The organism is Haloarcula marina (genome assembly GCF_024218775.1).
Taxonomy (GTDB): domain Archaea; phylum Halobacteriota; class Halobacteria; order Halobacteriales; family Haloarculaceae; genus Haloarcula; species Haloarcula marina.
Window position 1 is genome coordinate 1,824,724 of record NZ_CP100404.1, and the last position, 23,183, is coordinate 1,847,906.

A 23,183-nucleotide genomic window follows, 5' to 3' on the forward strand; every position below is an offset into this window, starting at 1 on the left:
GGTATCATTTTCACTTCCACTCCGGACGGGTCGTCTTTTAGACCCTATCTGGCAACTATCCGGAATGCGATGATTACCGACGCCCGAGCGCTCCGCCCTGAGTATGTACCCCGAGACCTCCAACATCGCGAGGGACAGATTGACCACCTTTCGTCTGTCCTCGCACCGTCGCAACTGTCCTACGCCGAGAACGTGTGTATCTTCGGACCGCCGGGCGTCGGTAAGACGACCGTCGCGAAGTACACCCTCGGCCAGCTCGAACGTGAACGTCTCGGGATCCGCTGGGCGTACGTCTCCTGTCTCTCGGAGTCCGCGACGGGTATCCTCCACGCCGCCGCCCGGAACGCCGACCTCGGCGCAGACCTCCGTCGGGAAGGCACGCCACGCTCGGAACCACTGCGTCGCCTCCGTGAGTATGACGACCAAATCGTCGTCATCCTGGACGAGGTGAGTGTCCTCGACGAAGAACCGCTACTGGCGCTGCACGAGATCTCGAACGTGTCGCTCGTGTGTATCACGACCTATGAGGACCACTGGTTCTCGACACTGTCTGGGCAGGCGACCTCTCGTATGCGGTCGGCGGCGACGGTCCTCCTGGACAAGTACAGTCACGCCGAGTTGGTCGATATCCTCAACGCTCGCGTGAGCCACGGGCTCATGACGTCGCACGTCGACGACGATGTGGTTCCGTACGTGGCCGACCTTGCGGCCGGGGACGCTCGTCGCGGTATCGCGTTACTCCGTCGTGGCGTGACCCATGTCCAGGAGAGCGACACCGAGCGACTGACGGCCGACATTATCGACGAGACTGCCGACGGCGTGGAACAGGACATCCGGTCGCGGCGGGTGCGCTCGCTGGGGACACATCATCGGTTGCTGTTGCGGATCGTCGAGGATGCGGGCGAGGTCGACGGTGGGACGCTTCGCGAGCGCTACGAGCGCGAGGCCGACCGGCCGAAATCGGATAGTTCGCGCAAGCGGTATCTTCAACTCCTGCAGCAGTACGACCTCATCGAGCGCTTCGGGCAGAAACGAGGGACGATGTATCGGGCTGTTCGTAGGAGTTGAGGATTCGGTATCTTAACCGCATGAGAGTCCGTCTGAAACGTCCAGTCCGGCCGACCCATCTCCGCTACCACAATACTTCTTCCCCACAAGGGTCCGTCTGAAACCGTGCGACTGATGGCGGAGTCGTCGACTACCAGACCGCTTCAACCCCACAAGGGTTCGTCTGTAACACGACCTCGAATCGCTCGCGTTCGAGGCGACGCGCGCTTCAACCCCACAAGGGTTCGTCTGTAACCGAAACACTCCGATAGAGGGGTATCGGCTCCTCGAGGCTTCAACCCCACAAGGGTTCGTCTGTAACGCCGGAATACTCGCGTAGGTAAACGGCGTCGGAACGCTTCAACCCCACAAGGGTTCGTCTGTAACCATGCCCCAATCACGGGCCATAGGCGATATAGAGCACGTTCTCACAAAGTCGTTTCCGTCGACCCCCAATAGCCTCTGAACCCCCGGGGGTCGACGACACCCGCCGTCGACACTACTATCCCTCCACCGAACGACGACGAGTAACACCCATCACCGAACCGCCGGACGGCAGCACTAACGCCCACTAACGCCCACGTTTACGCCCGCTGTTCTGTGGCCGTCTGAACACACTGAAGCATCCGATTTCTACGTCTCGTGTCCGAAATTCATCTTTCGCCCACCCGCACGCCCCAGCGCCTTTACAGGGCAGAGCATCGCTCGGCGTATGGCTGGTGACAGAAATTCGCGACGAACCCCCGGACAACCCGGGATGGGGGTGGTCGACCGACGACCTGTTTCGAGAGACGACCGAAAACGGCGCGGGGTGGTTAGACCGTCGCGACGACGGTCGCGAACTCGCCCTGTGCTGGCGTCGGGAGGAGGGTTAGCCCGGCCAGTGCGAGTTCTCGCAGGACTGTCGGCGGCACGCCTGCGGTCCGAATCGCGGCGTCGAGTGTCCAGCGGTCGTGTGGGCTGTCGGCCGGGTCGAGCACCTCGACGGCGATGGTCGGCGCGGTGTCACGGAGCGACCGGGCCGCGCGTTCGACCCGGGCGCGGGCTTCGACGGTGCAGGTCACGCCATTGCCTCCTGGAGGTCGTCGACGAACGAACCGCCGACGCGCGGGCCGGTGTCCCAGCCGCGTTGGATGCGGACGTGTTCGGCCCACTCGCGAAGGGTGGCGAGCGGCGTGTCGTCGAGGACGTATTTCTCGGCGTCAGTGGTCGTCTCGGCGTTGCGCGGGACGACGACCGCGGCGAACTCGTAGCTGTCCCAGTAGTGGGCGCAATCGTGGCCGTCGACGCCGAGAAAGAGCGGGCGGTTCTGGGTGAGCATCTGGCGGGCGATACGTTCTTCAGGATGGGGGTCGGATTTCGTCATGCGTTTTGGCGGAACCGACGCGCCTCGGTGGTAGGACACCGGGGCGATTCTCCGTCTTTGAGGAAAATCGACCAGCGGCGCGTGTGTTCCTACTCTAACGTAACGACTTGGGGGCACTTAGAACTTGCGCCTATCTACGAAAAAGTGCACTTAGGAATCTTTTATTTCCTTCTCAACTCGTTCAAGTCCAGCATCTGTGATGAAGTAATACGCTCTCCGCGAAGAACTGTCTCCTTCAATCGGGGTTATTTCACCTTCCCGGAGTTTCTGAGTGTCCACCCGAAACAAGTCACCATCCTCTACGAGATCATTCAGGATGTTCTGCATAGTCCGGTAGGAGAAAGTGACTCTAAAGTGCCGATTAAGTCCCGCCCAAATCGCCAGAGGTGGGAGCGGTATGTCTTGCTGGGCAACAAACTCCAGCACCATCTCGCGGCGAGCCTCTGGAGGCATGTCCCCACCGTCGGAGAGATAGCGGTTATTTCCTCCGAATATGCTGGGATAAGTGAAACTAATGCATTTGTGGGGTTGTTGCACTATAACTGCACTTGTCTACGCAAAACACTAAGTGCTTGCGCAATTCACAGGTTAGCTGAGGCCGACGCGATGCTCCCTCGGGGGTCATACGCTCGTGAAAACGGGTGCGACGCCGTGTCATCACCACGGGCGTCGCGTCGGTCCACGCAGGACCGCATGTCACGACACGCAACGCGGGTTGAAAAACGACCCGCAAAGTCCAATGAGGAAACGCGCAGTAACCGAGACGCTTCTGCACCGTACGCATCGGCTACGGGTCGCTGTCCAACCTGCGGCGGCCCGGTCAACGGGTTCAACGCCGACGCCCGGGCGACCGTCTCGCCCTGTGGCCATAGCGCCGCCGAGACGACGCTGACGGCACTTTTCGAGCATCCATGACTGAAACCACGACCACCGACGAAAGTACCGACAACGAGGCTGTCCGAGCCGTCTTCCAGACCTACGAAGACGAGGCTTCCCTCGAACACGATGAGGCGGGCCACATCACGAATCACGACGAGCTCGTGAACGCCCGGCAGACCTATCGAGAGATTCGGTGGTTTCAGCGCGAGACCGTCGACACATTCGACCTGACAGTGGTCGACGCCGACCACCCGCTGTGGTGTGAGCGCGTCGCAACCCTCGAACGGGGCGACAGTCTCCGCGTCGACGACCTCCGGGAGGATGACGATGCGTAGCGAAGACGATACCGACTGCGTGAAGGCGTGCCCCGAATGCGACAGCACGGGCCTCTCGACGACGGTTCGAGACACCACCGACCACGACTACTACTGTCGGAACTGCACGGCCGAATTGGACGCCTACGACCTCGTCGAGCGTGAACGTTACGAAGAGTCCGGCCTGCAGGGTCTCGCCGGGAAGCTTGCCCGGATGGACCCCGAGGAGGTCGGCGACGGTGACGGGCGACTGGTGACCGACGGCGGCCGTCGCAAGACACACATCGGCGACGCGGGCCTCTACATTCCGGCAGACCTCCGGGAGTTCGAGGGGCAGGTCGTCTTTCGGACGCCGCGCTGTACGATTCAGCACTTCGGGAGTCAGGCGCTTGCGGCCTACTACGGCCTCATCGACGCCGACGACTTCGGCGACGTTGCGGAGATGCCCGACCCGAAGAATCCCGACCTCGCACCGAATGGTCTGCGCATCACGCCACAAGGCGGTGAATCCGTCGAGTTTGAAGTCGAGACCGAACCAGAGATTCGGACCGATGGCGGCCCACAGTTCGAGACGCCAGCAGAGAAACACCTCGTCGGTGAGGCGAACGTCGAGTTTCAATGTGCGGTCGCCGCGAACGACCAGTTCGACCATCCAAACCCGGAGTTCTGCGATCACGAACCCGAGACCGTCACGCTCGATGACCCGGCGTACGTCGACGGAAACGGGAACATCCACGTTCCAGGGCGACCCGTGGAGTGCCCGGAGTGTGGGAATCCACACGAGTTCGTGTTTAACGGGGTTTGGGTGTTCTTCGGATGACCGGCATCAACTGGCCTGCGGGCTTCGAGCGAACTCCCCAGCGTCGCCGTGAACCGAACCGCAACTTCGAGGTGCGGATGGGGCAGGTGACGGAAGACCTCGCGACGGAGATGAACCGCCTCAACCCGGACGAGTGGCGGGCCTCAATCGGCAACAGCCACACGAAGTCGAACACGCTCCCGCTCCATAACGCGAACCCAGAGGACCCCGGATTCGTCCTCCGCTGGACGAAGGATGGGCAACAGTTCGCGGTGGCGTGTGACGCCTACTCCCGCTTGCGAGACAACGCCCGCGAGGTCTGCTTGTGGGTTCACGAAACCCGGATGCGCGCGAACCGGGCGGTCGTCACTGGCGAAAGCGAATTTGCCGCGGCGCGGCTGCCGAGCGAGGACGACGAGACGGTCGTCGCGTCGCCGCCGCCCCACACTGTGCTCGACGTCGCACCCGACGCGCCCGACGACGCAGTGGAAGCCGCCTTTCGCGAGAAAGCGAAAGAGGTCCACCCGGACCACGGCGGGAGTACCGAGGCGTTTCGACAGCTGAAGGCCGCCAAGGAGGCGATGCTCGATGCGTAACGCCACCAGCTACCGGACGACGGTGACCGGCCGCTCGGTCGTTTCCTACGGGCCGTCCGCCCACGTCGACGGGGACGGCTACGTCCTGTCGTTTTCGACTGATGCGGGCCGAGTCGAGATACTCGTCGACGAGCGAGCGATGTACGACCTCTGGAGTGAGGTTCGGGGCGTGCCGTGGCCCGAAGCGACCCACGAGCAAGACGAACACGACCGGCTGGTTCGCCGAGTGCTCCATGCCGCAAACGATGCGGACACGGCGATGCTTCGAGAGATGCTCCGCACGCTCTGTGCGGAGCCGTACTGAGAACAAACTGAACTGCGGCCCGGACCCACTGGCGACTCCGGTTCGATTCCGGATGGGTCCCTCGACAGCGAGCGCGTGTTAGCTTGGAACCCTACCCGCGCTCGCTGTCACACACAGACCCATGCAAACGCACACAGACCCGCGTGTTGGTTGTTTCGCCCGTCCACCCGGAGGTGTTGGCTTGCGGTGAGCCCGCCACCCGTCGAGGACCCCAGTGACCTGTCGGTTCGGGAGATGTACGAGATGTTCCTCGACGCGAAGCAACTCGACTACACCGAGGAGACGCTTCGGGACTACGAGACGCGACTCCGCCAATTCGTCGAGTGGGCCGAAGACGGCAACGAAATCGAGCGGATGGGCGACATCACTGGCTGGCAACTGGAGCAGTTCAAACCCTACCGGCAGGGCCAGGACCTCGCGCCGACCACGATGAAGGGCCAGATGACGGCGTTGAAAGTCTGGCTTGATTATGCGGCCGACATCGAGGCCGTCGACGACATGTTGCCCTACAAGGTCAACGTCCCGACGCTCACCCAGACGGAGGAGACCGACGACACGCTCCTGGAGGCCGACGACGCGAAGGCGCTAATCGAGCACTACCGGGAATCACAGGTCGAGTACGCGACGGAGCGACACGTCGCCCTCGAACTCGCGTGGTTCACCGGCGCGCGCCTCGGCGCGCTTCGCTCGCTCGACGTGGGCGACTACCAGTCAGCGGACCAGCTCATCTGGTTCCGACATCACCCGGACTCGACGCCGCTGAAGAAGAAAGTCGACGGGGAACGCCCTGTCGGCCTCCCACCGGAGACCTGTGAGGTCCTGGATGTCTGGATTAAGTCGGTGCGTCCGGACAAACGCGACGGCGACGGTCGCCGCCCGCTCCTCTGTTCGCGACAGGGGCGGCCGTCCGTCTCCACCATCCAGAACTGGATCTATCAGGCGACGCTCCCCTGTGTCGCTTCCTCGTGTCCACACGGGAAGGACCCACGTTCCTGTGAGTGGACCGAGCGCAGCAAAGCGAGTCAATGCCCGTCGTCGCGGTCACCGCACCAGGTGCGGACCGGGTCGATTACGTGGCAACTGAACACCGGCCTCTCTTTCGAGGCCGTCGGCACGCGCGTCAACTCCGACCCCGACACGCTCCGCCGTTACTACGACAAGGCCAGCGATGTCGAGAAGCTCGAACAGCGACGGCGTGCCTTCGTCGAGAAACTCAACTTCGAATCCGATGATAGCTAACGATACTACCACCGATAGGCGAACCGAAAATAACCATGCAGCCAAGCGATTTGCTGATGTCCCTCCGACCCCATTCTCTCAGTTACCGAAAATTGACGTAGCGAACAGTATCTCTGCATTCATCTGACGCTGGTCGCGGCGTAACCGTTGGGTCAGTCAGCGCTGTGAGCCGGGAGATGACCACAGTTTACGCAGCCGTTGTGTTTGGTCGTCTGGTAGTTCAGTTCAGAGCCGCACACCGCACAGTTGTAGCGAACGTGTTCCATCGGCATAGTGTTAGGTAGAATGACAGATATAGCTTTCGTGGGATGGCGTGTCGTGGACGGGGCTGGCGGAAGCCCCGTTAACGACACCACCCACGTATTCCTCACCAGTTAGGTATCACGTGCATGCTGTACTGTGGGGTAATCAGAGTATGGCGACGACGCAGGCACAATACGACATCCGGGCCGACCGCGGGACGAACACGCTGTATATTGAACTGGCCGGAACACTGGACGGGCCGACGATAAAGACGGCGGCGGCTGAGACAATCACGTCGGCGAAGCACCTCAGCGAGGGGTTCAGTGTGATAACCGACATCTCGAAGTTCAGACCACCGTCACCGGAAGCCGCAAAGCCCATCAAGCGGGCACAGGCCGAGTTGAAAGAGATGGGCGTCGGCGATGTCGTCCGAATCGTCGACGAGGAGACGAGCACGGTTACGGAAAACGCGTTCCAGCGCCGGTCGCGAGCGGCCGGGTACGAGGGGAAGACCGCGAAGTCGGTCGAAGAGGCCGAGCGACTCCTCCACTGAATCCCGAAATCTCTTAGGCGATTTCTCCGCGACGGTGTACCGATGAGCCCAATCACCGAGTCGCTCCCGGACCGGCCGCTGTCGTCGAGTGAGATACACGCCCTGGAAGCCCAGCGCGACGCGTACGGCGTCGCGCCGGTGGGCTTTGCGCCCGACCGGGACATCGTCGTCGCGTTCGTCGTCATCGTGGGCGGCGAACGGGGTCACAGTCTCGGCTTCGACACAGACGCGGAGCAGTGGGTGGTCGTCGAGTCGTTCGAGGACGGGGACGACTTCTCCGCGGTCACCGAACGCCTCCGGTCCTGGGTCGGCGACGACTGGGACGAAGAACTGGCCGAGGAGAACCGAGGCTGATAGCGGTCGACGTTCGTGTCATCTCGACTGAGAAATATTGAAGTACCTGTGTGCCTATCGTTAACATGGAACCCCCGAGTTCCCGGCGGGAACCACCGCCGTAGCTTCAGGGATTGGCATCGCCGGTCGAACATCGTCGGCGGGGCATGGCCACCCCGTCGACGGCGGTTCGGTTCGTGTTCTCCGCCAGTAATCGAGACACTACGATGAGTGTTCTAGTTGCCGTGCTCCGGGTAGGTGAGACGCCGCCGATAGGGGCCGGAATGCGCCCGCGGTTCGAGGCGCACCTTTACGGCGGTGGTCTCCCGCGGTTCGTCGGCTACCGAGTCGACGACGGGCCACGACTCGTTCGCCTCTCGGGTACGTACGCGCCTGCCTTCTCCGAGTCACCGGCGTTTCCGGTCACGGACCTCCTGCTGGCAGTCCCCGAGTGTCGCGCGCTCTCCGCCATCGCCCAGCGACTCGATACGCTCTCCACGAAGGCCGAGGCGAACTACGGGCGCGACTTCACCGCGATGGTGTTCTCGACGGACGTCGAGTGGGGAAGCGACGGGTACGGGCGTCTCTTCGAAGCCCGGAGCCAACTCGAAGCGCACCCGTTCGAGGGCGAGGTATCGCTCACGCTGACGCCCGGGGCGACGGCGGACCAGCGGACCGCACTCCGAGCGAACCTCGACCGGATTCGTGGGTCGACGCGCGTGTTCACGGAAGCCGACGGCGACGAGACGCCGTAGCGGGCGGAGCAGTTTTGGCGTCGGCGACGTAGCGACACGTATGGACGCGGGTCGGCTCCCGGGAACGAACCAGCGCGAGCAAGTGGTCGCACACGTCGACATGGACTGCTTCTACGCAGCCTGCGAACGCCGCCGAGAACCCGCCCTCGACGGCGAACCCCTCGTCGTCGGCATGGGCTACGAGAGCGGGACGACACACGGGGCCGTCGCGACAGCGAGTTACGAGGCGCGGGAGTACGGCGTCGAATCTGCGATGGCTATCTCCGAGGCGTTAGAGCGCTTGCCGCGGAAGGTTGAGGCGGCAGCGGACCCGGACCTGTCAGTGGACGACGCGGGATTCTACCGACAGGTGGATTTGGACCACTACGAGGCCGTCGCGGCCGAGGTGAATAAGATTCTCCACGAGACGGCCGACGTGGTCCGCGAGGTGAGCATCGACGAGGCGTACCTGGACGTGACCGACGAGGTGGGCTGGGACGACGCCGAAGCGTGGGCCGCCGACCTCAAGGCAGCCATCGAGGACTCAGTGGAAGTCGTCGCCAGCGTCGGCGTCGCGCCGACGATGAGCGCCGCGAAAGTCGCGAGCGACCACGACAAACCCGACGGCTTGGTCGTCGTCGAACCCGGAGAAGTACGGTCGTTTTTCGCGCCGCTCCCCGTCGAGGAAGTCCACGGGGTCGGGCCGGTGACCGTGCGCGAACTCGCCGAAATCGGCGTCGAGACGGCGGGTGACCTCGCAGAGGCGGACCCGGAGACGCTGGACGCGAAGTTCGGCGAGCGTGGGCGAGAGATTCGCCGGTACGCCCGCGGCGAGGACACGCGAACGGTGACGCCGCGCGGGGACCCGAAGAGCCTCTCTCGCGAGTCGGCGTTCACCGAGGCCGTCGAGGAAACGGCCGAGAAAGAACGGAAGGTCCGGACGCTCGCCGCCGCAGTCGCCGACCGGGCACAGCGACGCGGCGCGCGGTATCAGACCATCGGTATCAAGGTGGTCGAACCGCCCTTCGACGTGAACACGCGCGCCCGGTCGCTGCCGGGACCGGTGGCCGACGCCGACCTCGTGGAGTCGGTGGCGCTGGACCTCTTGGACGAGTTTACCGACGCCGCGGTCCGCAAAATCGGCGTTCGCGTCTCGAACCTCGACTTCTCTGTCGGCGAACAGGCGAGCCTCGCTGGGTTCGAGGGCGACGGTGGCGGAGCGGCCACGGGCAGGGGCGACCACGGAGACGACGACGGACGGAACGGACAGGCAAGCCTCGCGGCTTTCGAAGACACGACCGAAACCGCAGAGGTCACCGAGGACGGTGGCCCGCCCGCCGACGGACAGGCCTCGCTACGCGACTTCCGCTGACGCTACGCGACGCCGTTTTCGAGGTTTTCGAGTAACTTCCCGACAAACAGGCCCGCGCGCGGCGAGAGGGTGTCGCGTTCGGTGCTGGTGTCGGTGTCGGTTTCTGGGACCGTCGTGGGGTGGGCCGCCAGCGTCTCGACGAATCGCTGGCTGTGCGTCATCGCGTTGAGCATGTCGACGACGTCGACGACCATCCCCTCGTCGTCCGTGTCCATGTCGGGATAGCGGCGCCGTTCGGCGTCGGTGTACCGAATCGTCCACGCGGGACCGCCGACGGCGTCGACCACGTCGTCGAGCGGTGCGACTTCCAGCGGACCGTCGTCGCTCCCGACGCACACTGTCCCGTCCTCGACGAAAGTATCGTAGCGTTTCATCCCCACATCACGCCGACTGTGTCACATGAGGGCACGAATCACAATAGCAGTTGCTACCGAGTCAACATCGACCCATCGAGTATCTGACTAGCGTCTGACGGAGAGTTATGGGGTGTGGCCTGCTCTTGTGGGTAAGAACGCATGGCAGAGACTGAACACATCACTGTCGCGGACACGAGTTCGGGGCCCGGCGGCGCCGAGGAACCGGGCCAGTCCGTCGACGTGCCGGTGGTCGAACTGCTGACGGGCCGCGGATTCATCACCGGCAAGTCCGGGTCGGGGAAGTCCAACACGGCCAGCGTCGTCGCCGAGAAACTGCTCGACAACGGCTTCGGCCTCCTCATCGTCGACATCGACGGCGAGTACTACGGCCTAAAAGAGGAGTACGAGATTCTGCACGTCGGCGGCGACGAGGAGTGTGACATCCAGGTCACGGAGGAGCACGCGGGCAAAATCGCCTCGCTCGCCTTGGAGCAGAACGTCCCCATCATCCTCGACGTCTCGTCGTTCTTGGACGAATCGGAGGCCGAGACGCTGTTGACCGAAGTCGCCAAACAACTGTTCGCCAAGGCGAAAAAGCAGAAACAGCCGTTTCTCTTGCTCGTCGAGGAGTGTCACGAGTGGATTCCGGAGAAGGGCGGGATGGGCGAAGTCGGGAAGATGCTCATCAAAATCGGCAAGCGCGGGCGGAAACACGGCCTCGGAATCGTCGGCATCAGTCAGCGACCGGCCGACGTGAAGAAGGACTACATCACCCAATGCGACTGGCTGGTGTGGCACCGACTGACGTGGAACAACGACACGAAAGTGGTCGGTCGTATCCTCGACACCAACTACGCAGACGCCGTCGAGGACCTGAACGACGGCGAAGCGTTCATGATGACCGACTGGGCCGAGTCCGTCCGCCGCGTCCAGTTCCACCGCAAGCAGACGTTCGACGCGGGCGCGACGCCCGGCCTCGACGACTTCGAACGGCCGGAACTGAAGTCCGTCAGCGACGACCTCGTCTCCGAACTCGAAACGATTAGCGAGGAGAAGCAGGCAACCGAGAACCGAATCAAAGACCTCCGCGAGGAACTGGACAAGAAGAACTCGCGCATCGCCGAACTGGAGACAGAACTACAGGACGCTCGCGACCTCCAGCGGATGGCCGAGCAGTTCACCGACGCCCTCGTCGGTCACGTCGAGGGGTACAACCCCGGACGAACCGCACAAGAGGAGATGCGGCGTCACCGCGAACGGTTCGTGACCAACGGCGACGCCCCCGACGCCCGCCACGACGGGGACTCGGATTCCAAGGCGGACGAAAACAGCGACGAGGGAGGCGAACCTGCGGACGCCACGTCCGGCGGCGGGTTCGGGGACGCGTTCAGCGCCTTCGCCGCCGGCGGGGCGGCGATGAACGGCGGCAGTCCCGACGAGTCGGACGCGTCTGCGAACGGGTCGACGACGAACGGTTCTGGAGGCGACCCCGACGAAGCGCTCGCGGCCGCGATTGCGGCCGTCGAGGACGATGCGACGGAGCAGAATACCTCCCCGGACGTGGACGAGGTCGAACCGGACGACGAGGCGAATCCGGTCGTCACCGACATCGTCGCCGACATCGACGCGATGGCGGAGAAGACCCGCCGGATGCTCTCCTACTACCGGGCGCAGGGACCGGGAACGCCCCTCAACGCCCACTTCTCCGCTGGCGGGTCCGGCGACCGCACGTCGGCGTACGCCCGCAACCGGACGCTACGCCTGCGCGGCCTCATCGAACACGTCGGCCGCGGGAAGTACGACTATCGACTCCGTGACCTCGTCGACGAGGAATCGGACGCGCGGCTAGACGAGGACGAACGAGAGGAACTGGCCTCGCGCATCGAACGCGAAGCGGTCGACGGACATTCCACGTCGCAGTAACCGCCCGCTGACGACTTCTGTTTAGTTCAGCGGTTCGACGAGGTCTTCGAGCGCCGCCCGAGGGTCGTCGGCCTTCGCGACGCCGCTCGCCAGCAGGACGCCCGTCGCGCCGAGGTCGCTGGCCGAGACGAGGTCTTCGCCGGTGGAGATGCCCGCGCCGCAGAGCACGTCCACGTCGCCGTCCACGCGGGCGGCGGCGTCGACAGCGCCGGTGACGATGTCCGGGTCGGCCTTGCTCACGGGCGTCCCGGTCCCGATGAGTTCCGGTGGCTCGACGGCGACGGCGTCGGGGCCGAGGGCCGCGGCCGCGCCGATTTGCTCGGGGTTGTTGGCACAGACGATTGTTTCGAGGTCGGCCCGGTCGGCCGCGTCGAGGCTGGCATCGATGTCCGCGAGTTTCATGCGGTTCTCGGAGTGGTTCAAGAGCGTGCCGACCGCGCCCGCGTCGGCGACGGCCTCGGCGAGCGTACTGCCGGTGTGACTCCCGTACTCGTTGGGGCTGACGTGTTGCGCCCACGTCTCGACGCCCGTCTCGGCGACAGCGTCGATGTGGGCGGCCTGCGGAGCGACGGCAACGCGGACGCCGGAATCGTCGCTCACGTCGGCGGCGGCGGTCGCTACTTCGATCGGGTCGCACGGATACGCCTTCAGGTTGACGAGGACGAACATATCTCCCTCACCGTAGGCCTTCGGCAAATAGGTTGCGAGGACGGTATCGAACCGCGTCCTTATCACCGCCCCTCGGATGCTTCCGAATAGTGCCCTCACGAACCCGCGAGAACGCAGCTCCGGTGTCGTTCCTCCCGACGCTCGCCGCGAACCTGTTTCCCCTCGTTGGCATCGCCGTCTTCGAGTGGCGTGTCGCGGAATTGCTGGCGGTCTACTGGGTGGAAATCGGCGTCGCGCTGGTCTCCTACGGCGTCGCCGCGCTGTTCGCGCGTCGACCGGTGGTACTCGACGGTCGACAGTTCTACCTCCCGGGCGTGAGCCCCGAGGCCGACCGCGCCGAGAAGTGGGAGCGCGACCCTCGCCCCCTCGACCTCCCGTGGTCGCTCCCACCGGTGTACCCGCGAAACGGCAGACTTGTCTTCCTGACGCTCGTCACGGGATTCGGCTTTCTGGGTTTCTTTCTCGCGGCATCGCCGGGCGTCGTGGAGAGTCTGCGTTCGCCGTGGCTCGGGCTAGCGGCGGCCGGGATGGTTCTCTCTGACTGGCAACACCTTTCTCGCGAGTTCTTCAGCGAGAACCGCTACGAGGAGCTATCCGCGCACATGGTGCTGGAGATACCCGGCCGATTCCTCTTTTTCGCGGTCGCCTACGTACTTCTCTTGGGGTCAATCGGTCTGCTCTCGCTCGTTTTCGGCATATTCCTCCTTCGAGAGATGGGCATCGTCGTTCCGGCGTTCGAGTTGGCGGACCTCTTCGCGGCGACGATAGTGGTGGGAAAGGTCGCCGTCGAGTGGTCGCGGTTCCGAGCAGAGACCGAGGCAGAGCCATCCGGGTTCGCGACGTGGTTCCTGCCGGAGGACCCGCGGGAGTGAGGGTGGCGGTGAGCGTTCCCCGAATGGATTCTGCCACCGACGGCGGCCGAGAGTGACCATTAAGACGGTGGGTGAACAACTGTCCGCAGAGACGTTGTGACACTTGGGGACGCGAACGGAACACCGACAGTACTCGTCGTCGAAGACGAACAGCACCTCGCCGACCTCTACACGGACTACCTCGCCGACCGGTACCGCGTGGAGACGGCTTACAGCGGCGAGGAGGGCATCGCGATGCTCTCGCCGGACGTCGACGTGGTACTGCTGGACCGTCGGATGCCGGTCGTCTCGGGCAACGAGGTGCTCGCCGAAATCGAAGAGCAGGGCTACCCCTGTCGGGTGGCGATGGTGACAGCGGTGAATCCCGACTTCGACATCATCGAGATGCGCGTCGACGACTATCTCGTCAAGCCGGTGACCCGCGAGGACCTGCGGGAAGTCGTCGAACGACTCCACAAAATCGCCGCCTACAACGAGCAACTGCAAGAACTCACCTCGCAAAAGCTCAAACGGAACGTCCTGCAGGTCGAGAAGACGCAGGCGGAACTCGAATCCAGCGAGCGCTATCGGCGCTTGCAGTCGGAAATCGCCGACATCGAGAAGAACGTCGACGCGCTAGCCGCGGAGTTAGACGTCGAGAAAGAAGACTTGCGCCTCTAGTCCTTCCGCTTGACTACGTCGCCGAGGGTGTAGCCGCCGCTGCTGTTGCCGCCGGACCACTCGGTGTCGTCCGAACTGCCGCCCGCGCTCAGGTCGATGTCGAGCGCGCGCTCCAGTTTCTTTCGCACGTCGTCGCTCGGGAGCGAGTTCCCCTGCTCCAGTTTGCGGATGAGGCTGGCCTTCTCGTTGAGTTGCTGGGCCAGGTCCTTCTGACTCAGGCCGCGGGATTCGCGGGCCTTCCGAATCTGGTCGTCGAAATCCTGCGCAATCTCGTCCATCTCGTCGAACATGTCCCGGCGGCGGGAACCCCCGGACGACGACCCGGAGGACCCGCTGGACCCCGAAGAGGAACTGCTGGAGCTAGACCCGCTCGACGAGGTGGAGTACTTCGTCGAGGTGGACGACGAGGCGTCCTGAGTTTTGACCTCCGTACCGAAGTCGGTACACTCGTCGCAGACGTCGAGTTCGGCCCCCTCGATTTTCACGCGGTTCGGAGACGAAACCTCCTTGCCGCACATCTCGCACTGAACCATGTCCCGGAATTGGACGGGCCACCGTATAAATGGTGCGCTGGAAACTACAGCGCCCGCATCGAGTAGTAGAAGCGTTGGGCCGCGGTCACGTGGCCCACGACGGCGAACACGGCCAATAGAAGGCCCACCAGTCCGAAGCCACCGACCGCCGGTTGGACGAACGCGACGATTCCCGTGACGATTCCCACGAGGGCGAGCCGGTCGGCCCTACCGAGGAGACCGCCGTACACGCGGTCGAGGCCCACGGCTTGGGCCTGCGTCCCGAGGTACGAGGTCATGAGGACGCCGGTGACGGCGGCGATGCCGAGTATCCAGCGCTCCACACCGGCCGCGAGACCCACGATGATGACGATGTCGGCGTAGCGGTCGAGGACGTGGTCCAAGAGGTCACCGCCCGCCGAGGCCACGTCCATCTCGCGGGCGAGCGCCCCGTCCACGAGGTCCAGCCAGCCGTTCAGGAAGACGAGGACGGCCCCGACGAGGTACAGCAGGGGGTCGGATGCGGCGACGGCGTAGACGCCGCCGGCGGCCACCGCCAGGAGGAACGCGAGGACGCTGACGCCGTTCGGCGAGAGGCCGACCACTTGCGCGGCCCCGACGAACGGTCCGAGCGCCCGGTCGGCGACCGAGCGGAACTGGTCGAGCGTCATAGCCAGTCGAGGTAGGAGACGGTCCCGGCGCTCGGTTCGCGCTCTCCGGCGACCACGCGCTCGATTTCGGCGGCCACCTCGTCGGGGCCGCGGTCGGTCGTGTCAATCTCGTAGACGCTCTCGGTACCGTGACGGGAGACGGCTTCCGAGAGGACCACGTCGAGCGCCTCGGACTCGGCGTTCTCGTAGGCTTTCGAGTCCGAGTCGCCGCGCTCTCGCAGGCGCTCGACGATACTGTCGGGGTGCGCGCGCAAGACGACTACGCGGTCGGCATCGAAGTTGTGTGCGAGATGGGACTCGAACAGCACGTCGTCGCGGCCGTCCAGCCACTCGGCGACGGCGTCCATGTCCGCGACGAGACTACCACGTTCCTCGTCCACGCCGGTGGCGAACTCCTCGGACTTGATGACCTCGTTGAGGTGGACGACAGGGATGTCGGTGTCCAGTCGGTCCGTCGCCGTCGTCTTGCCCGTCCCGGGCGTGCCGGTCACGGCGACTCTCACGCCTCGACCACCTCGATGACTTCGTTCAGGACCGAGACGGCCCGTCGGGTGTCCTCCTCGGTGCCGCAGGTGATGCGGATGCACTCCGGGAGACCGAACGAGGAGCAGTCTCGGACGATGACGCCTTCCTCTTGGGCGGCCGTGGCGACGGCCGAGGCGTCGCCGACTTCCGCGAGGACGAAGTTCCCGGCGCTCTCCCACGTGTCGGCGGCGAGTTCGTCGTAGATGTACTCGCGCGCCCACGCCGCCGTCTCGATGGAGCGTTCGACGTGGTCGTCGTCGGACAGCGCGGCGAGTCCGGCCCGGCAGGCCAGTTCGCTGGCCGAGAACGGCGTGTTGATTCGGGCGTACGCGTCGGCCCACTCTTCGGGGACCAGCGCGTACCCGAGGCGGACGCCCGCGAGACCGTACGCTTTCGAGAAGGTCCGCAGTATCGCCACGTCGTCGCGTTCGTCCAGCAGGGGGCGTTTGCTCGGCGAGTCGGTGAACTCGCCGTAGGCTTCGTCGACGAGGACGAGCGTCTGCTCGTCGGTTTCCTCGGCGATGGTTCGGACCGCTTCGGTCGTGAACTCCGCGCCGGTCGGATTGTGCGGGCTGGTGAGGTAGACGATTCGCTCGCCGTCGTAGTCTTTCAACACGGTGTCAGCGGTCTGCGCGAAGTCCTCGGATTTCGAAATCGAGAACTCGTTCACCTCGCCGTGGTGGTAGCGGGCGCTCATCGCGTAGTAAGCGAACCCGGGCGTCGGAACGAGGACTTCGTCGCCGGGTTCGAGCATCGCCCTGGCGAGGCAGTCCAGCGCGCCGTCGCCGCCGTTCGACAACCACACCTGTTCCGGGGTCGTCTCCCACAGCGAGGCGAGTTCCTCGACGAGGTCGGCGTGGGACGACTTCGGATAGGAGTGCATCCGTTCGGCGGCGCCGCGGATGGCGTCGACCGCCATCGGACTCGGGCCGAACATGTTCTCGTTCGACGCGAGTTTCACCATCTCGTCTGGGTCGAGGCCGAGTTCACGGGCGACTTCCTCGATACCGCGACCCGCGCGATAGACCGTATGCGTAGAGAGGTCCCGTGTGTCCATGACTGTGCCAAACGGGTCGGGCGGCTTAAGCGTGCCCACCTGTGAGTCTGCGGTGGCCCGTGCTGGCCGTCTGGCCCCCTAGGGACCGAAAACGGTAACTCCCGATGGCGTGTGGGTCGGCCCAATGCCGCTTCTCATCGACGTTCGGAAACTGACGCTCATCACCGAACTCATACAGGACGGCGCGGAGGAAGTCGCGGGGTCGCTGGCCGCTCTCGCGGGCGTCGACGCGTCGGTGGAGATAAAGAGCCTCTCCTTCGTCCAACCGGACGATATCGCCGCGGAGATGGGGACCGGGGAGATATACAGCGCGCGCGTCAGATTGACGGAACCGCCCTACGGCGTGTTCCTGATGACGTTCTCGACAGCGACGGCCGCCGAAATCGCGGAGTTGATGACCGGTACGGAAGTCGACGACGGATTCACCCAGTTGCAGGAGTCCGCCTTACAGGAGATGTGCAACATCCTCACCTCCGGGTTCATCGACGGCATCGCGAACACGCTGGAGGCGACCATCGACATGGGGACCCCGACGGTCGAACAGGCCGAGACGACGGCGGTGACCGACGCCGCGCTCTCGCACGTCCGCCGGGACTCGCTGACCATCGTCCTCGATTCGCTCGTCGACATCAAGGAGACGGACGTGGCGTTCTCCCTGCGAATCTTCCTCGTCCCGGACCCGGGATCGTTCGTCCACCTCATCGACCAACTCGACCGAGACGTGGAGAGCGGGAAGCCGACGAACGCCGACACCGCCGACGTGGAGGAATTGGACATGTCTGGCGACGTGCAGGCGTTCGAGGACGCCTTCGGTGAGGACTGACGTAGCCTGCCGATTTCCCGACGTTGAAGGGCCTGCCAGCTAACGTCGGACTATGACTGCAGTCGACGCGGCCGTTTTCGCGACGCACCTCCTGTTCGCTGGCCTCTGGTCCGGGAGCGTTCTGTTCACAACCTACGCCGTCCTACCGACGGCGCTGAACGGCGACACCCGAGCGGGGCCGCTCTCGGCGATAACCGGGAAACTCACGACGGTATCGCGGGCCAGCGCCCTGCTCCTGTTCTTGACCGGCGGACACCTCGCCGCCACGCGATACACCACCGAATCGCTGACCGGGAGCGGCCGCGGCTACCTCGTCCTCACGATGATACTGCTGTGGTTCGTCCTGGCGGGACTCGTGGAAGTCGCCACGTCGAAACTCTCCGACGGCTTCGATCAGAAGAAGGTCCGCGAACCGGCCCGCGACGCCCGCCCCTTCCTCCTCGGCGCGTCGCTGGTCGCGGTGTTGCTCCTCGTCAACGCCGGTGCGATTCTCGGCTTCTACTACTAGAGGCGCTCGGCCACGTGGTCGGCACACTTCAGCGCCAACGCCGCTATCGTCAGCGTCGGGTTCATCGACCCGGCGGTGACGAACACTGACGACGACGCCACCGAGAGGTTTCCCACGTCGTGGGTCCGTAACTGCGGGTCGACGACGCTCGTCGCCGGGTCGGACCCCATTCGCGTCGTCCCCATGTGGTGATACGCCGGGCCGGTCCCGCCGCCGTCCGGTCCGGCGGTCCACGAGATGTCGACGCCCAACTCGTCCAGTATCGACTGCTGAATGTCGGTCGCCCGCCGGAGCGACCGTTCGACTCTGTCGCCCCACGACCACTGGATATCCGGAACGGGGTTCCCGTGATCGTCGGTCTGTGACGTATCGAGGGCGATGCGGTTCTCCTTCCGCGGCGGTTGGCCGACGAGGCCGCCCATGGCGATGCTGTGGCCGTATGCCTCGCGGAGGCTTTCCAGAAGGGTATCCCCCCACTCGTCGGCCGAGAGCGCCAGTTCGACTGGCGACGGCCCGGCGTAGTTGAGGAACTCCAGTTTGATCGGCGAGAGAGGCGCATCGGATTCGGGGACCACCGTCTCGCCGTCCGCGACGCGTTCGACGGCTTGACCCGGGTCATCGTAGAACTGGTGGCACTCGCTGGTGATGAAGCCGACGTGGTTCTGCCGGGTTCGCTCGTCGATAGTGCCGCCAGCACCGGCGAAGAGGTGTTCCATGAAGTACCGACCGACCAGTCCCGACGAGTTGGCGAGGCCGTCGGGGAACTGTTCGGAGCGAGAGAGGAGGAGGAGCCGTGGAATCTCGACGCCACCGGCCGCGAGGACGAACTCGCGGGCAGTCTGTCGGTGTTCCGTGCCGTCCGGCGTCGCGTAGACGGCGGCGGTCACCCGTCCGTCGCGGTCGGTTTCGAGGCGCTGGACGGGAACCCTGTCCAGTACGGTCGCCCCCGCTTTCTCGGCGTCCTCGACGTGGACGCTGGCGTCGTACTTCGCGCCGGAGGGACACACGGGCTGACAGGTCCCGTACCCGACGCAGGGACCCCGGCCGTCGTATGCCTCGGAGTTGCGAGCGTTCGGGACCGAGTGCATCGCCACGCCGAGCGAATCGCAGGCCTCGGCGAACAAGGAGTCGCTGTACGACGGCGGAAAGCCCGGGAGGGGATAGGGGCCGTCCCGCGCCGGTGCGAAGGGGTTGTCGGCATCCCCCGCGACGCCCAGCGCTCGTTCGGCGTCGGCGTAGTACGGCCGCAGGTCGTCGTAGTCGATGGGCCACGCCGGGTCGTCGTTGTCGTGACTGCCCTCGAAATCGGTGGGGTGGAGGCGCATCACCATCCCCTGCCAGTGAAGGGTCGACCCGCCGATGCCCTTCACGCGGGAGACGTTCAGCGGGTAGTATCGGTCGCCGCTCGCAGAGAAGTCGTCTCGCTCGCCGCCCATTCCCCAGACGGAGACGTCCGAATCGGGCCGAATTGCCGCTTCCATCTGGTCGGGCCTGTCGGCGAAGTCGAAGCGCGGCCCGGCCTCCAACACGACCACGTCGTGGCCGTCGCTCGCCAGTCGGCTAGCGACGAGCGCCCCCGCGGGACCCGCGCCGACGATACACACGTCGGCACGAGGGGCAGGCGTGCGGTCGACCTGCATCTCACCAGCGATTAGGCAAACCTAAACTTAGGCGTTGCCATCGCTGTCGAAAAGAATCTCCGCCGTTCAGGGAATCTTGACGGAGTGTTTGAGCGTGCCGAGACCCTCTATCTCTATCTCCACTTCGTCGCCGTCTTCGAGAGGGCCGACGCCCTCTGGGGTGCCGGTGGCGATGACGTCGCCGGGTTCCAGGGTCATGTACTCCGTAATCTCCGCGATGAGTTCTTCGACGGAGAAGATGAGGTGGTCGCGGGAAGAAGACTGTCGCACTTCGCCGTTGACACGACTCTCGATGGTGGCGTCCTCGGGAACGTGTTCGGGCGTCGCCACGAGGGGGCCGATGGGACAGGAGTTGTCGAACGCCTTGCCGCGGACCCAGTTCTGTTCCTTGTTCTGGTCGTCGCGGTTCGAGATGTCGTTGAGGCAAGTGTAGCCCGCCACAACGTCCATCGCGCCCTTCTCGCTGACGTTCTTGCACTGCTCACCGATGACGACGCCGAGTTCGGCCTCGAAGTCGATGCGCTCTTTCCCCGAGGGGAGCGTGAGGGTGTTCCCGTGGGAGGCCACCGAATTCGGCGCTTTGAGGAACAGCATCGGCCGGTCCGGGAGGTCCGAGTCCATCTCGGCCGCGTGGTCGGCGTAGTTGCGCCCCACGCAGACGATTTTCGTCGGTTCACACGGCGGCAGAATGTCCACCTCGTCGGGAGAGTACGTCTCGTCGCCGAAGGCGATACGGCCGTAAGGACCCGCCGCGGCCGTGACGACCGGTTCACCGTCTTCGACGGTCCACCGACCGCCGCGGACGTTCCCCGCAGAATCGCGGAATCGGACTCGCTTCATGAAAATGACGACTCGGGGACGACGGATAAGCGTTTAGGAGGCGGGTCCCGCCGCCGCTGGGCGATTTCGACGACCGTCTACGGTGCCGTCGGCAGTTGTCTGACTCACGGCCGCTACGGGTGACCGAACGGCTTTTCAAATGCGCCGGGCTACGCTCGTCGCATGAACGTTCTCGTCGTCGGTGCCGGGTCGATGGGGCGCTGGTTCGCACGGACGCTCCGCGCCCACACCGACGCGACACTCGCTTTCGCCGATGTCGACAGCGACGCCGCCGCCGAAGCGGCCGACGCCGTCGACGGCCGTGCCGTTCCGACAGACACTGACGAGCGCTTCGACGTGGTCTGTCTCGCGGTTCCGATGCCCGTCGCCGAGGCGGCTATCGAGTCGTACGCCGACCGCGCGACGGGTGCCCTCGTCGATGTCAGCGGGAGCATGACCGACCCGCTGGCCGCGATGGAAGCGGCCGCCCCGGAACTCCAACGAGCGAGTCTCCACCCGCTGTTCGCCCCGGAGAACGCGCCCGGTAACCTCCCGGTCGTGACCGCCGCCGGTGGCGACCTCCTCGACACCGTCATGGGGGCGCTCTCCGCCGCCGGAAACGACACCTTCGAAACGACCGCCGCCGAACACGACGAGGCGATGGAGACGGTCCAAGCGGGCGCACACGCGGCCGTCCTCGCCTACGCTACGGCCTTCGAGGGCGTCCCCGACCGGTTCCAGACGCCCGTCTCTGCGGTCCTCGGGGACCTGGCCGAACAGGTCGCCTCGGGGGACGCCCACGTCTACGCCGACATTCAGGAGACGTTCGACGGGGCCGACCGGGTCGCCGACGCCGCCCAGCGAATCGCCGACGCCGACCGCGAGGCCTTCACCGAACTATACGAGGACCTCCGATGAACGCCGAAACCCGTCAACAGGTTCGCGAGAACGCCCAGTACCTCCGTAACGTGCGCCCGCTGGACCCCGAGGAGATTCACGAGTACGTCGAGGGGCGACCACATCCCGCTGTCGTGAGGCAGATTCTCCGCGAGGAGGCCGTGGAACTCGGCATCGTCGAGCGCGACGACGGAACCTTCGTTCCCGCGCCTGAGGGGGCACTCTCGGTCCCGTTCCACGGCGTCGAGCGATTCCCCGACGAGTACGACGAGCGACTGGACGAGATACTGGCCGAGGCCTACGGCGACGACTGGGCGCGCGGCGAGAGCGGCGACAGACTCCGCGAGCGCATCCGGGCGTTCAAGGAACAGTACCTCCGGCAGGACGAGGTGAAGTACGACGAACTGACCGCACACGGGTACGCCATCTACCACTTACCGGGGTACTACGCGACGGCCCAGTACGTCCTCGGCGACCTGATTGCGGACGGCCTGCTCCCCAACCAACTCCGCGTCCTCGACGTGGGTGCTGGGGTCGGCGGCCCCGCGCTCGCGCTCCTCGACTTGCTCCCCGACGATGCCCTGCTCGACTACCACGCCGTCGAACCGAGCGCGGCCGCCGACGTACTCGCAGAACTGCTCGAGGACCCGGGGGCGAACGTCAGTGTGACCGTCCACCGGGAGCGAGCGGAGGAGTTCGACCTCGACGGCGTCGTCGCCGGGGGCGGTCCCTTCGACCTCGTCCTGTTCAGCAACGTCCTGAACGAGTTGGGAGACCCGTCGGCCGTCGTCGAGCGGTATCTGGGCGGCCTGGCCGACGACGGCACTCTCGTCGCCCTCGAACCCGCCGACCGCAACACCGCCCTCGGCCTGCGCGAGGTGGAGCGAGCGGTCGCCGACGACGGCCCGGCGACGGTGTACGCGCCGACGGTCCGCCTGTGGCCCCACCAGTCGCCGACGAGCGAATCGTGGTCGTTCGACCGGAAACCGGACATCGAGGTCACGCCCACGCAGCGCCGACTCGACGCCGCGGGCGGCGACGACGGTGAGTTCGTCAACGTCGACGTACAGTACGCCTACAGCGTCCTCCGACTGGACGGCGGGCGAGCAATCGAGATGACGCCGGACCGGGGGACCCACGCACCGATGGCCGACGCCGAGTCTTACGTCACGGACCGAGTCAATCTGGTCGCGATAAAGCTCAGTCACGACCTCTCCGAAGAGGGGTCGAACTCGCTGTATCTGCTCGGCGACGGAAGCCAGCAGGTCGACCACTTCGCCGTCGTCACCGACCCCTCCCTGTTGAACGACGACCTGCGGCAGGCCGACTACGGCGACCTGCTCTCGATACAGAACGCGCTGGTGCTGTGGAACGACGACGAGGAAGCGTACAACGTCGTCGTCGACGGCGAGACGACCGTCGACCGGGCGCGGTGACGAGCGCGGAACAGGCAGTGGGTTTTTCTCGCACAC

At 65.0% G+C, this 23,183-nt stretch carries 28 protein-coding genes, 1 pseudogene and 1 CRISPR repeat array; of the genes and pseudogenes, 18 read left to right on the plus strand and 11 right to left on the minus strand.

Features of this window, described 5'->3' with window-relative positions; genetic code table 11:
• The first annotated feature begins 69 nt into the window (after positions 1–69).
• The gene (locus NJQ44_RS09515; protein ID WP_254271111.1) at positions 70–1,068 is read left to right on the plus strand and encodes a Cdc6/Cdc18 family protein; all 999 of its coding nucleotides are present in this window, start codon (positions 70–72) and stop codon (positions 1,066–1,068) included.
• A 74-nt stretch (positions 1,069–1,142) separates the two neighbouring features.
• A CRISPR array of direct repeats spans positions 1,143–1,434; the repeat unit is 30 nt; unit sequence GCTTCAACCCCACAAGGGTTCGTCTGTAAC.
• 428 nt (positions 1,435–1,862) lie between these two features.
• Here the strand turns inward: NJQ44_RS09515 and NJQ44_RS09520 are convergent.
• The 3 genes from NJQ44_RS09520 to NJQ44_RS09530 form a co-directional block, all read right to left on the minus strand.
• Entirely contained in the window at positions 1,863–2,111 is a 249-nt protein-coding gene (locus NJQ44_RS09520) for a hypothetical protein (protein WP_254271112.1), read from the minus strand.
• Complete coding sequence (locus NJQ44_RS09525) at positions 2,108–2,413, minus strand: hypothetical protein (protein WP_254271113.1); 306 nt, start codon at positions 2,411–2,413, stop codon at positions 2,108–2,110. Before NJQ44_RS09525 ends, NJQ44_RS09520 begins: the two co-directional genes overlap by 4 nt.
• 150 nt (positions 2,414–2,563) lie before the next feature.
• Entirely contained in the window at positions 2,564–2,866 is a 303-nt protein-coding gene (locus NJQ44_RS09530) for a hypothetical protein (protein ID WP_254271114.1), read from the minus strand.
• Between the two features lie 458 nt (positions 2,867–3,324).
• Between NJQ44_RS09530 and NJQ44_RS09535 the strand changes: the two genes are divergently transcribed.
• The 9 genes from NJQ44_RS09535 to dinB all read left to right on the plus strand — a co-directional run bounded on the left by NJQ44_RS09535 (position 3,325) and on the right by dinB (position 9,779).
• On the plus strand, positions 3,325–3,627 hold the full coding sequence (locus NJQ44_RS09535; RefSeq protein ID WP_254271115.1) for a hypothetical protein: 303 nt from the start codon (positions 3,325–3,327) through the stop codon (positions 3,625–3,627).
• Positions 3,620–4,426 (plus strand): hypothetical protein, encoded by an 807-nt coding sequence (locus tag NJQ44_RS09540; RefSeq protein ID WP_254271116.1) that lies wholly within the window; start codon positions 3,620–3,622, stop codon positions 4,424–4,426. Before NJQ44_RS09535 ends, NJQ44_RS09540 begins: the two co-directional genes overlap by 8 nt.
• Positions 4,423–5,001, plus strand: coding sequence for a J domain-containing protein (locus NJQ44_RS09545; RefSeq protein ID WP_254271117.1), 579 nt, complete (start codon positions 4,423–4,425; stop codon positions 4,999–5,001). The genes NJQ44_RS09540 and NJQ44_RS09545 overlap by 4 nt, the downstream gene beginning before the upstream one ends.
• Positions 4,994–5,305 (plus strand): hypothetical protein, encoded by a 312-nt coding sequence (locus NJQ44_RS09550; RefSeq protein ID WP_254271118.1) that lies wholly within the window; start codon positions 4,994–4,996, stop codon positions 5,303–5,305. The genes NJQ44_RS09545 and NJQ44_RS09550 overlap by 8 nt, the downstream gene beginning before the upstream one ends.
• A 186-nt stretch (positions 5,306–5,491) precedes the next feature.
• Positions 5,492–6,544 (plus strand): tyrosine-type recombinase/integrase, encoded by a 1,053-nt coding sequence (locus tag NJQ44_RS09555; protein ID WP_254271119.1) that lies wholly within the window; start codon positions 5,492–5,494, stop codon positions 6,542–6,544.
• A 415-nt stretch (positions 6,545–6,959) separates the two neighbouring features.
• On the plus strand, positions 6,960–7,340 hold the full coding sequence (locus tag NJQ44_RS09560; RefSeq protein WP_254271120.1) for a hypothetical protein: 381 nt from the start codon (positions 6,960–6,962) through the stop codon (positions 7,338–7,340).
• Between the two features lie 42 nt (positions 7,341–7,382).
• Complete coding sequence (locus NJQ44_RS09565) at positions 7,383–7,694, plus strand: DUF7964 domain-containing protein (RefSeq protein WP_254271121.1); 312 nt, start codon at positions 7,383–7,385, stop codon at positions 7,692–7,694.
• Positions 7,695–7,900: 206 nt separating this feature from the next.
• The gene (locus NJQ44_RS09570; RefSeq protein WP_254271122.1) at positions 7,901–8,428 is read left to right on the plus strand and encodes a hypothetical protein; all 528 of its coding nucleotides are present in this window, start codon (positions 7,901–7,903) and stop codon (positions 8,426–8,428) included.
• Positions 8,429–8,468: 40 nt separating this feature from the next.
• On the plus strand, positions 8,469–9,779 hold the full coding sequence (dinB, locus tag NJQ44_RS09575) for a DNA polymerase IV (RefSeq protein WP_254271123.1): 1,311 nt from the start codon (positions 8,469–8,471) through the stop codon (positions 9,777–9,779).
• A gap of 2 nt (positions 9,780–9,781) precedes the next feature.
• Here the strand turns inward: dinB and NJQ44_RS09580 are convergent, their stop codons facing one another.
• The gene (locus NJQ44_RS09580; protein WP_254271124.1) at positions 9,782–10,153 is read right to left on the minus strand and encodes a hypothetical protein; all 372 of its coding nucleotides are present in this window, start codon (positions 10,151–10,153) and stop codon (positions 9,782–9,784) included.
• Between the two features lie 141 nt (positions 10,154–10,294).
• On the opposite strand from NJQ44_RS09580, the gene NJQ44_RS09585 reads away from it, so the two are divergent.
• Positions 10,295–12,058 (plus strand): helicase HerA domain-containing protein, encoded by a 1,764-nt coding sequence (locus NJQ44_RS09585; protein WP_254271125.1) that lies wholly within the window; start codon positions 10,295–10,297, stop codon positions 12,056–12,058.
• Positions 12,059–12,079: 21 nt separating this feature from the next.
• Here the strand turns inward: NJQ44_RS09585 and tpiA are convergent, their stop codons facing one another.
• On the minus strand, positions 12,080–12,727 hold the full coding sequence (gene tpiA / locus NJQ44_RS09590) for a triose-phosphate isomerase (RefSeq protein ID WP_254271126.1): 648 nt from the start codon (positions 12,725–12,727) through the stop codon (positions 12,080–12,082).
• Positions 12,728–12,816: 89 nt separating this feature from the next.
• Between tpiA and NJQ44_RS09595 the strand changes: the two genes are divergently transcribed.
• Positions 12,817–13,599: a DUF6498-containing protein gene (locus NJQ44_RS09595; protein ID WP_254271127.1), complete on the plus strand. Its 783-nt coding sequence runs from the start codon at positions 12,817–12,819 to the stop codon at positions 13,597–13,599.
• 96 nt (positions 13,600–13,695) lie between these two features.
• Positions 13,696–14,259 carry a response regulator transcription factor gene (locus NJQ44_RS09600; protein ID WP_254271128.1) on the plus strand — a complete coding sequence of 188 codons (564 nt, stop codon included), beginning with the start codon at positions 13,696–13,698 and terminating at the stop codon, positions 14,257–14,259.
• Here the strand turns inward: NJQ44_RS09600 and NJQ44_RS09605 are convergent.
• Positions 14,256–14,744, minus strand: a complete 489-nt coding sequence (locus tag NJQ44_RS09605) for a multiprotein bridging factor aMBF1 (protein WP_489146190.1) — start codon at positions 14,742–14,744, stop codon at positions 14,256–14,258. The two genes, NJQ44_RS09600 and NJQ44_RS09605, sit on opposite strands and share 4 nt — an antisense overlap.
• Between NJQ44_RS09605 and NJQ44_RS19625 the strand changes: the two are divergent.
• Positions 14,728–14,787 (plus strand): annotated as a pseudogene (locus NJQ44_RS19625) (hypothetical protein); the annotation flags it as partial. The gene NJQ44_RS09605 and the pseudogene NJQ44_RS19625 overlap by 17 nt on opposite strands.
• Before the next feature lie 49 nt (positions 14,788–14,836).
• Here the strand turns inward: NJQ44_RS19625 and NJQ44_RS09610 are convergent.
• From NJQ44_RS09610 to hisC, 3 genes are read right to left on the minus strand one after another with little or no spacing between them, the layout of a single operon-like run.
• Positions 14,837–15,442: a CDP-alcohol phosphatidyltransferase family protein gene (locus tag NJQ44_RS09610; RefSeq protein ID WP_254271130.1), complete on the minus strand. Its 606-nt coding sequence runs from the start codon at positions 15,440–15,442 to the stop codon at positions 14,837–14,839.
• A complete protein-coding gene (locus NJQ44_RS09615) occupies positions 15,439–15,945 on the minus strand; it encodes an adenylate kinase family protein (protein ID WP_254271131.1) in 507 nt (168 codons plus the stop codon). Before NJQ44_RS09615 ends, NJQ44_RS09610 begins: the two co-directional genes overlap by 4 nt.
• Positions 15,942–17,024: a histidinol-phosphate transaminase gene (gene hisC, locus NJQ44_RS09620; protein WP_254271132.1), complete on the minus strand. Its 1,083-nt coding sequence runs from the start codon at positions 17,022–17,024 to the stop codon at positions 15,942–15,944. Before hisC ends, NJQ44_RS09615 begins: the two co-directional genes overlap by 4 nt.
• Before the next feature lie 124 nt (positions 17,025–17,148).
• On the opposite strand from hisC, the gene NJQ44_RS09625 reads away from it, so the two are divergent.
• On the plus strand, positions 17,149–17,847 hold the full coding sequence (locus NJQ44_RS09625; RefSeq protein ID WP_254271133.1) for a chemotaxis protein CheC: 699 nt from the start codon (positions 17,149–17,151) through the stop codon (positions 17,845–17,847).
• A 52-nt stretch (positions 17,848–17,899) separates the two neighbouring features.
• Complete coding sequence (locus NJQ44_RS09630) at positions 17,900–18,355, plus strand: transporter (protein ID WP_254271134.1); 456 nt, start codon at positions 17,900–17,902, stop codon at positions 18,353–18,355.
• On the opposite strand, the gene NJQ44_RS09635 is transcribed toward NJQ44_RS09630, so the two are convergent.
• A complete protein-coding gene (locus NJQ44_RS09635; protein ID WP_254271135.1) occupies positions 18,352–19,995 on the minus strand; it encodes a GMC family oxidoreductase in 1,644 nt (547 codons plus the stop codon). The genes NJQ44_RS09630 and NJQ44_RS09635 overlap by 4 nt on opposite strands.
• A gap of 66 nt (positions 19,996–20,061) precedes the next feature.
• Positions 20,062–20,835, minus strand: a complete 774-nt coding sequence (locus NJQ44_RS09640) for a fumarylacetoacetate hydrolase family protein (protein WP_254271136.1) — start codon at positions 20,833–20,835, stop codon at positions 20,062–20,064.
• Positions 20,836–20,997: 162 nt separating this feature from the next.
• On the opposite strand from NJQ44_RS09640, the gene NJQ44_RS09645 reads away from it, so the two are divergent.
• Entirely contained in the window at positions 20,998–21,732 is a 735-nt protein-coding gene (locus NJQ44_RS09645) for an NAD(P)-binding domain-containing protein (protein ID WP_254271137.1), read from the plus strand.
• On the plus strand, positions 21,729–23,147 hold the full coding sequence (locus tag NJQ44_RS09650) for a small ribosomal subunit Rsm22 family protein (protein ID WP_254271138.1): 1,419 nt from the start codon (positions 21,729–21,731) through the stop codon (positions 23,145–23,147). Before NJQ44_RS09645 ends, NJQ44_RS09650 begins: the two co-directional genes overlap by 4 nt.
• The last annotated feature ends 36 nt before the right edge of the window (positions 23,148–23,183 follow it).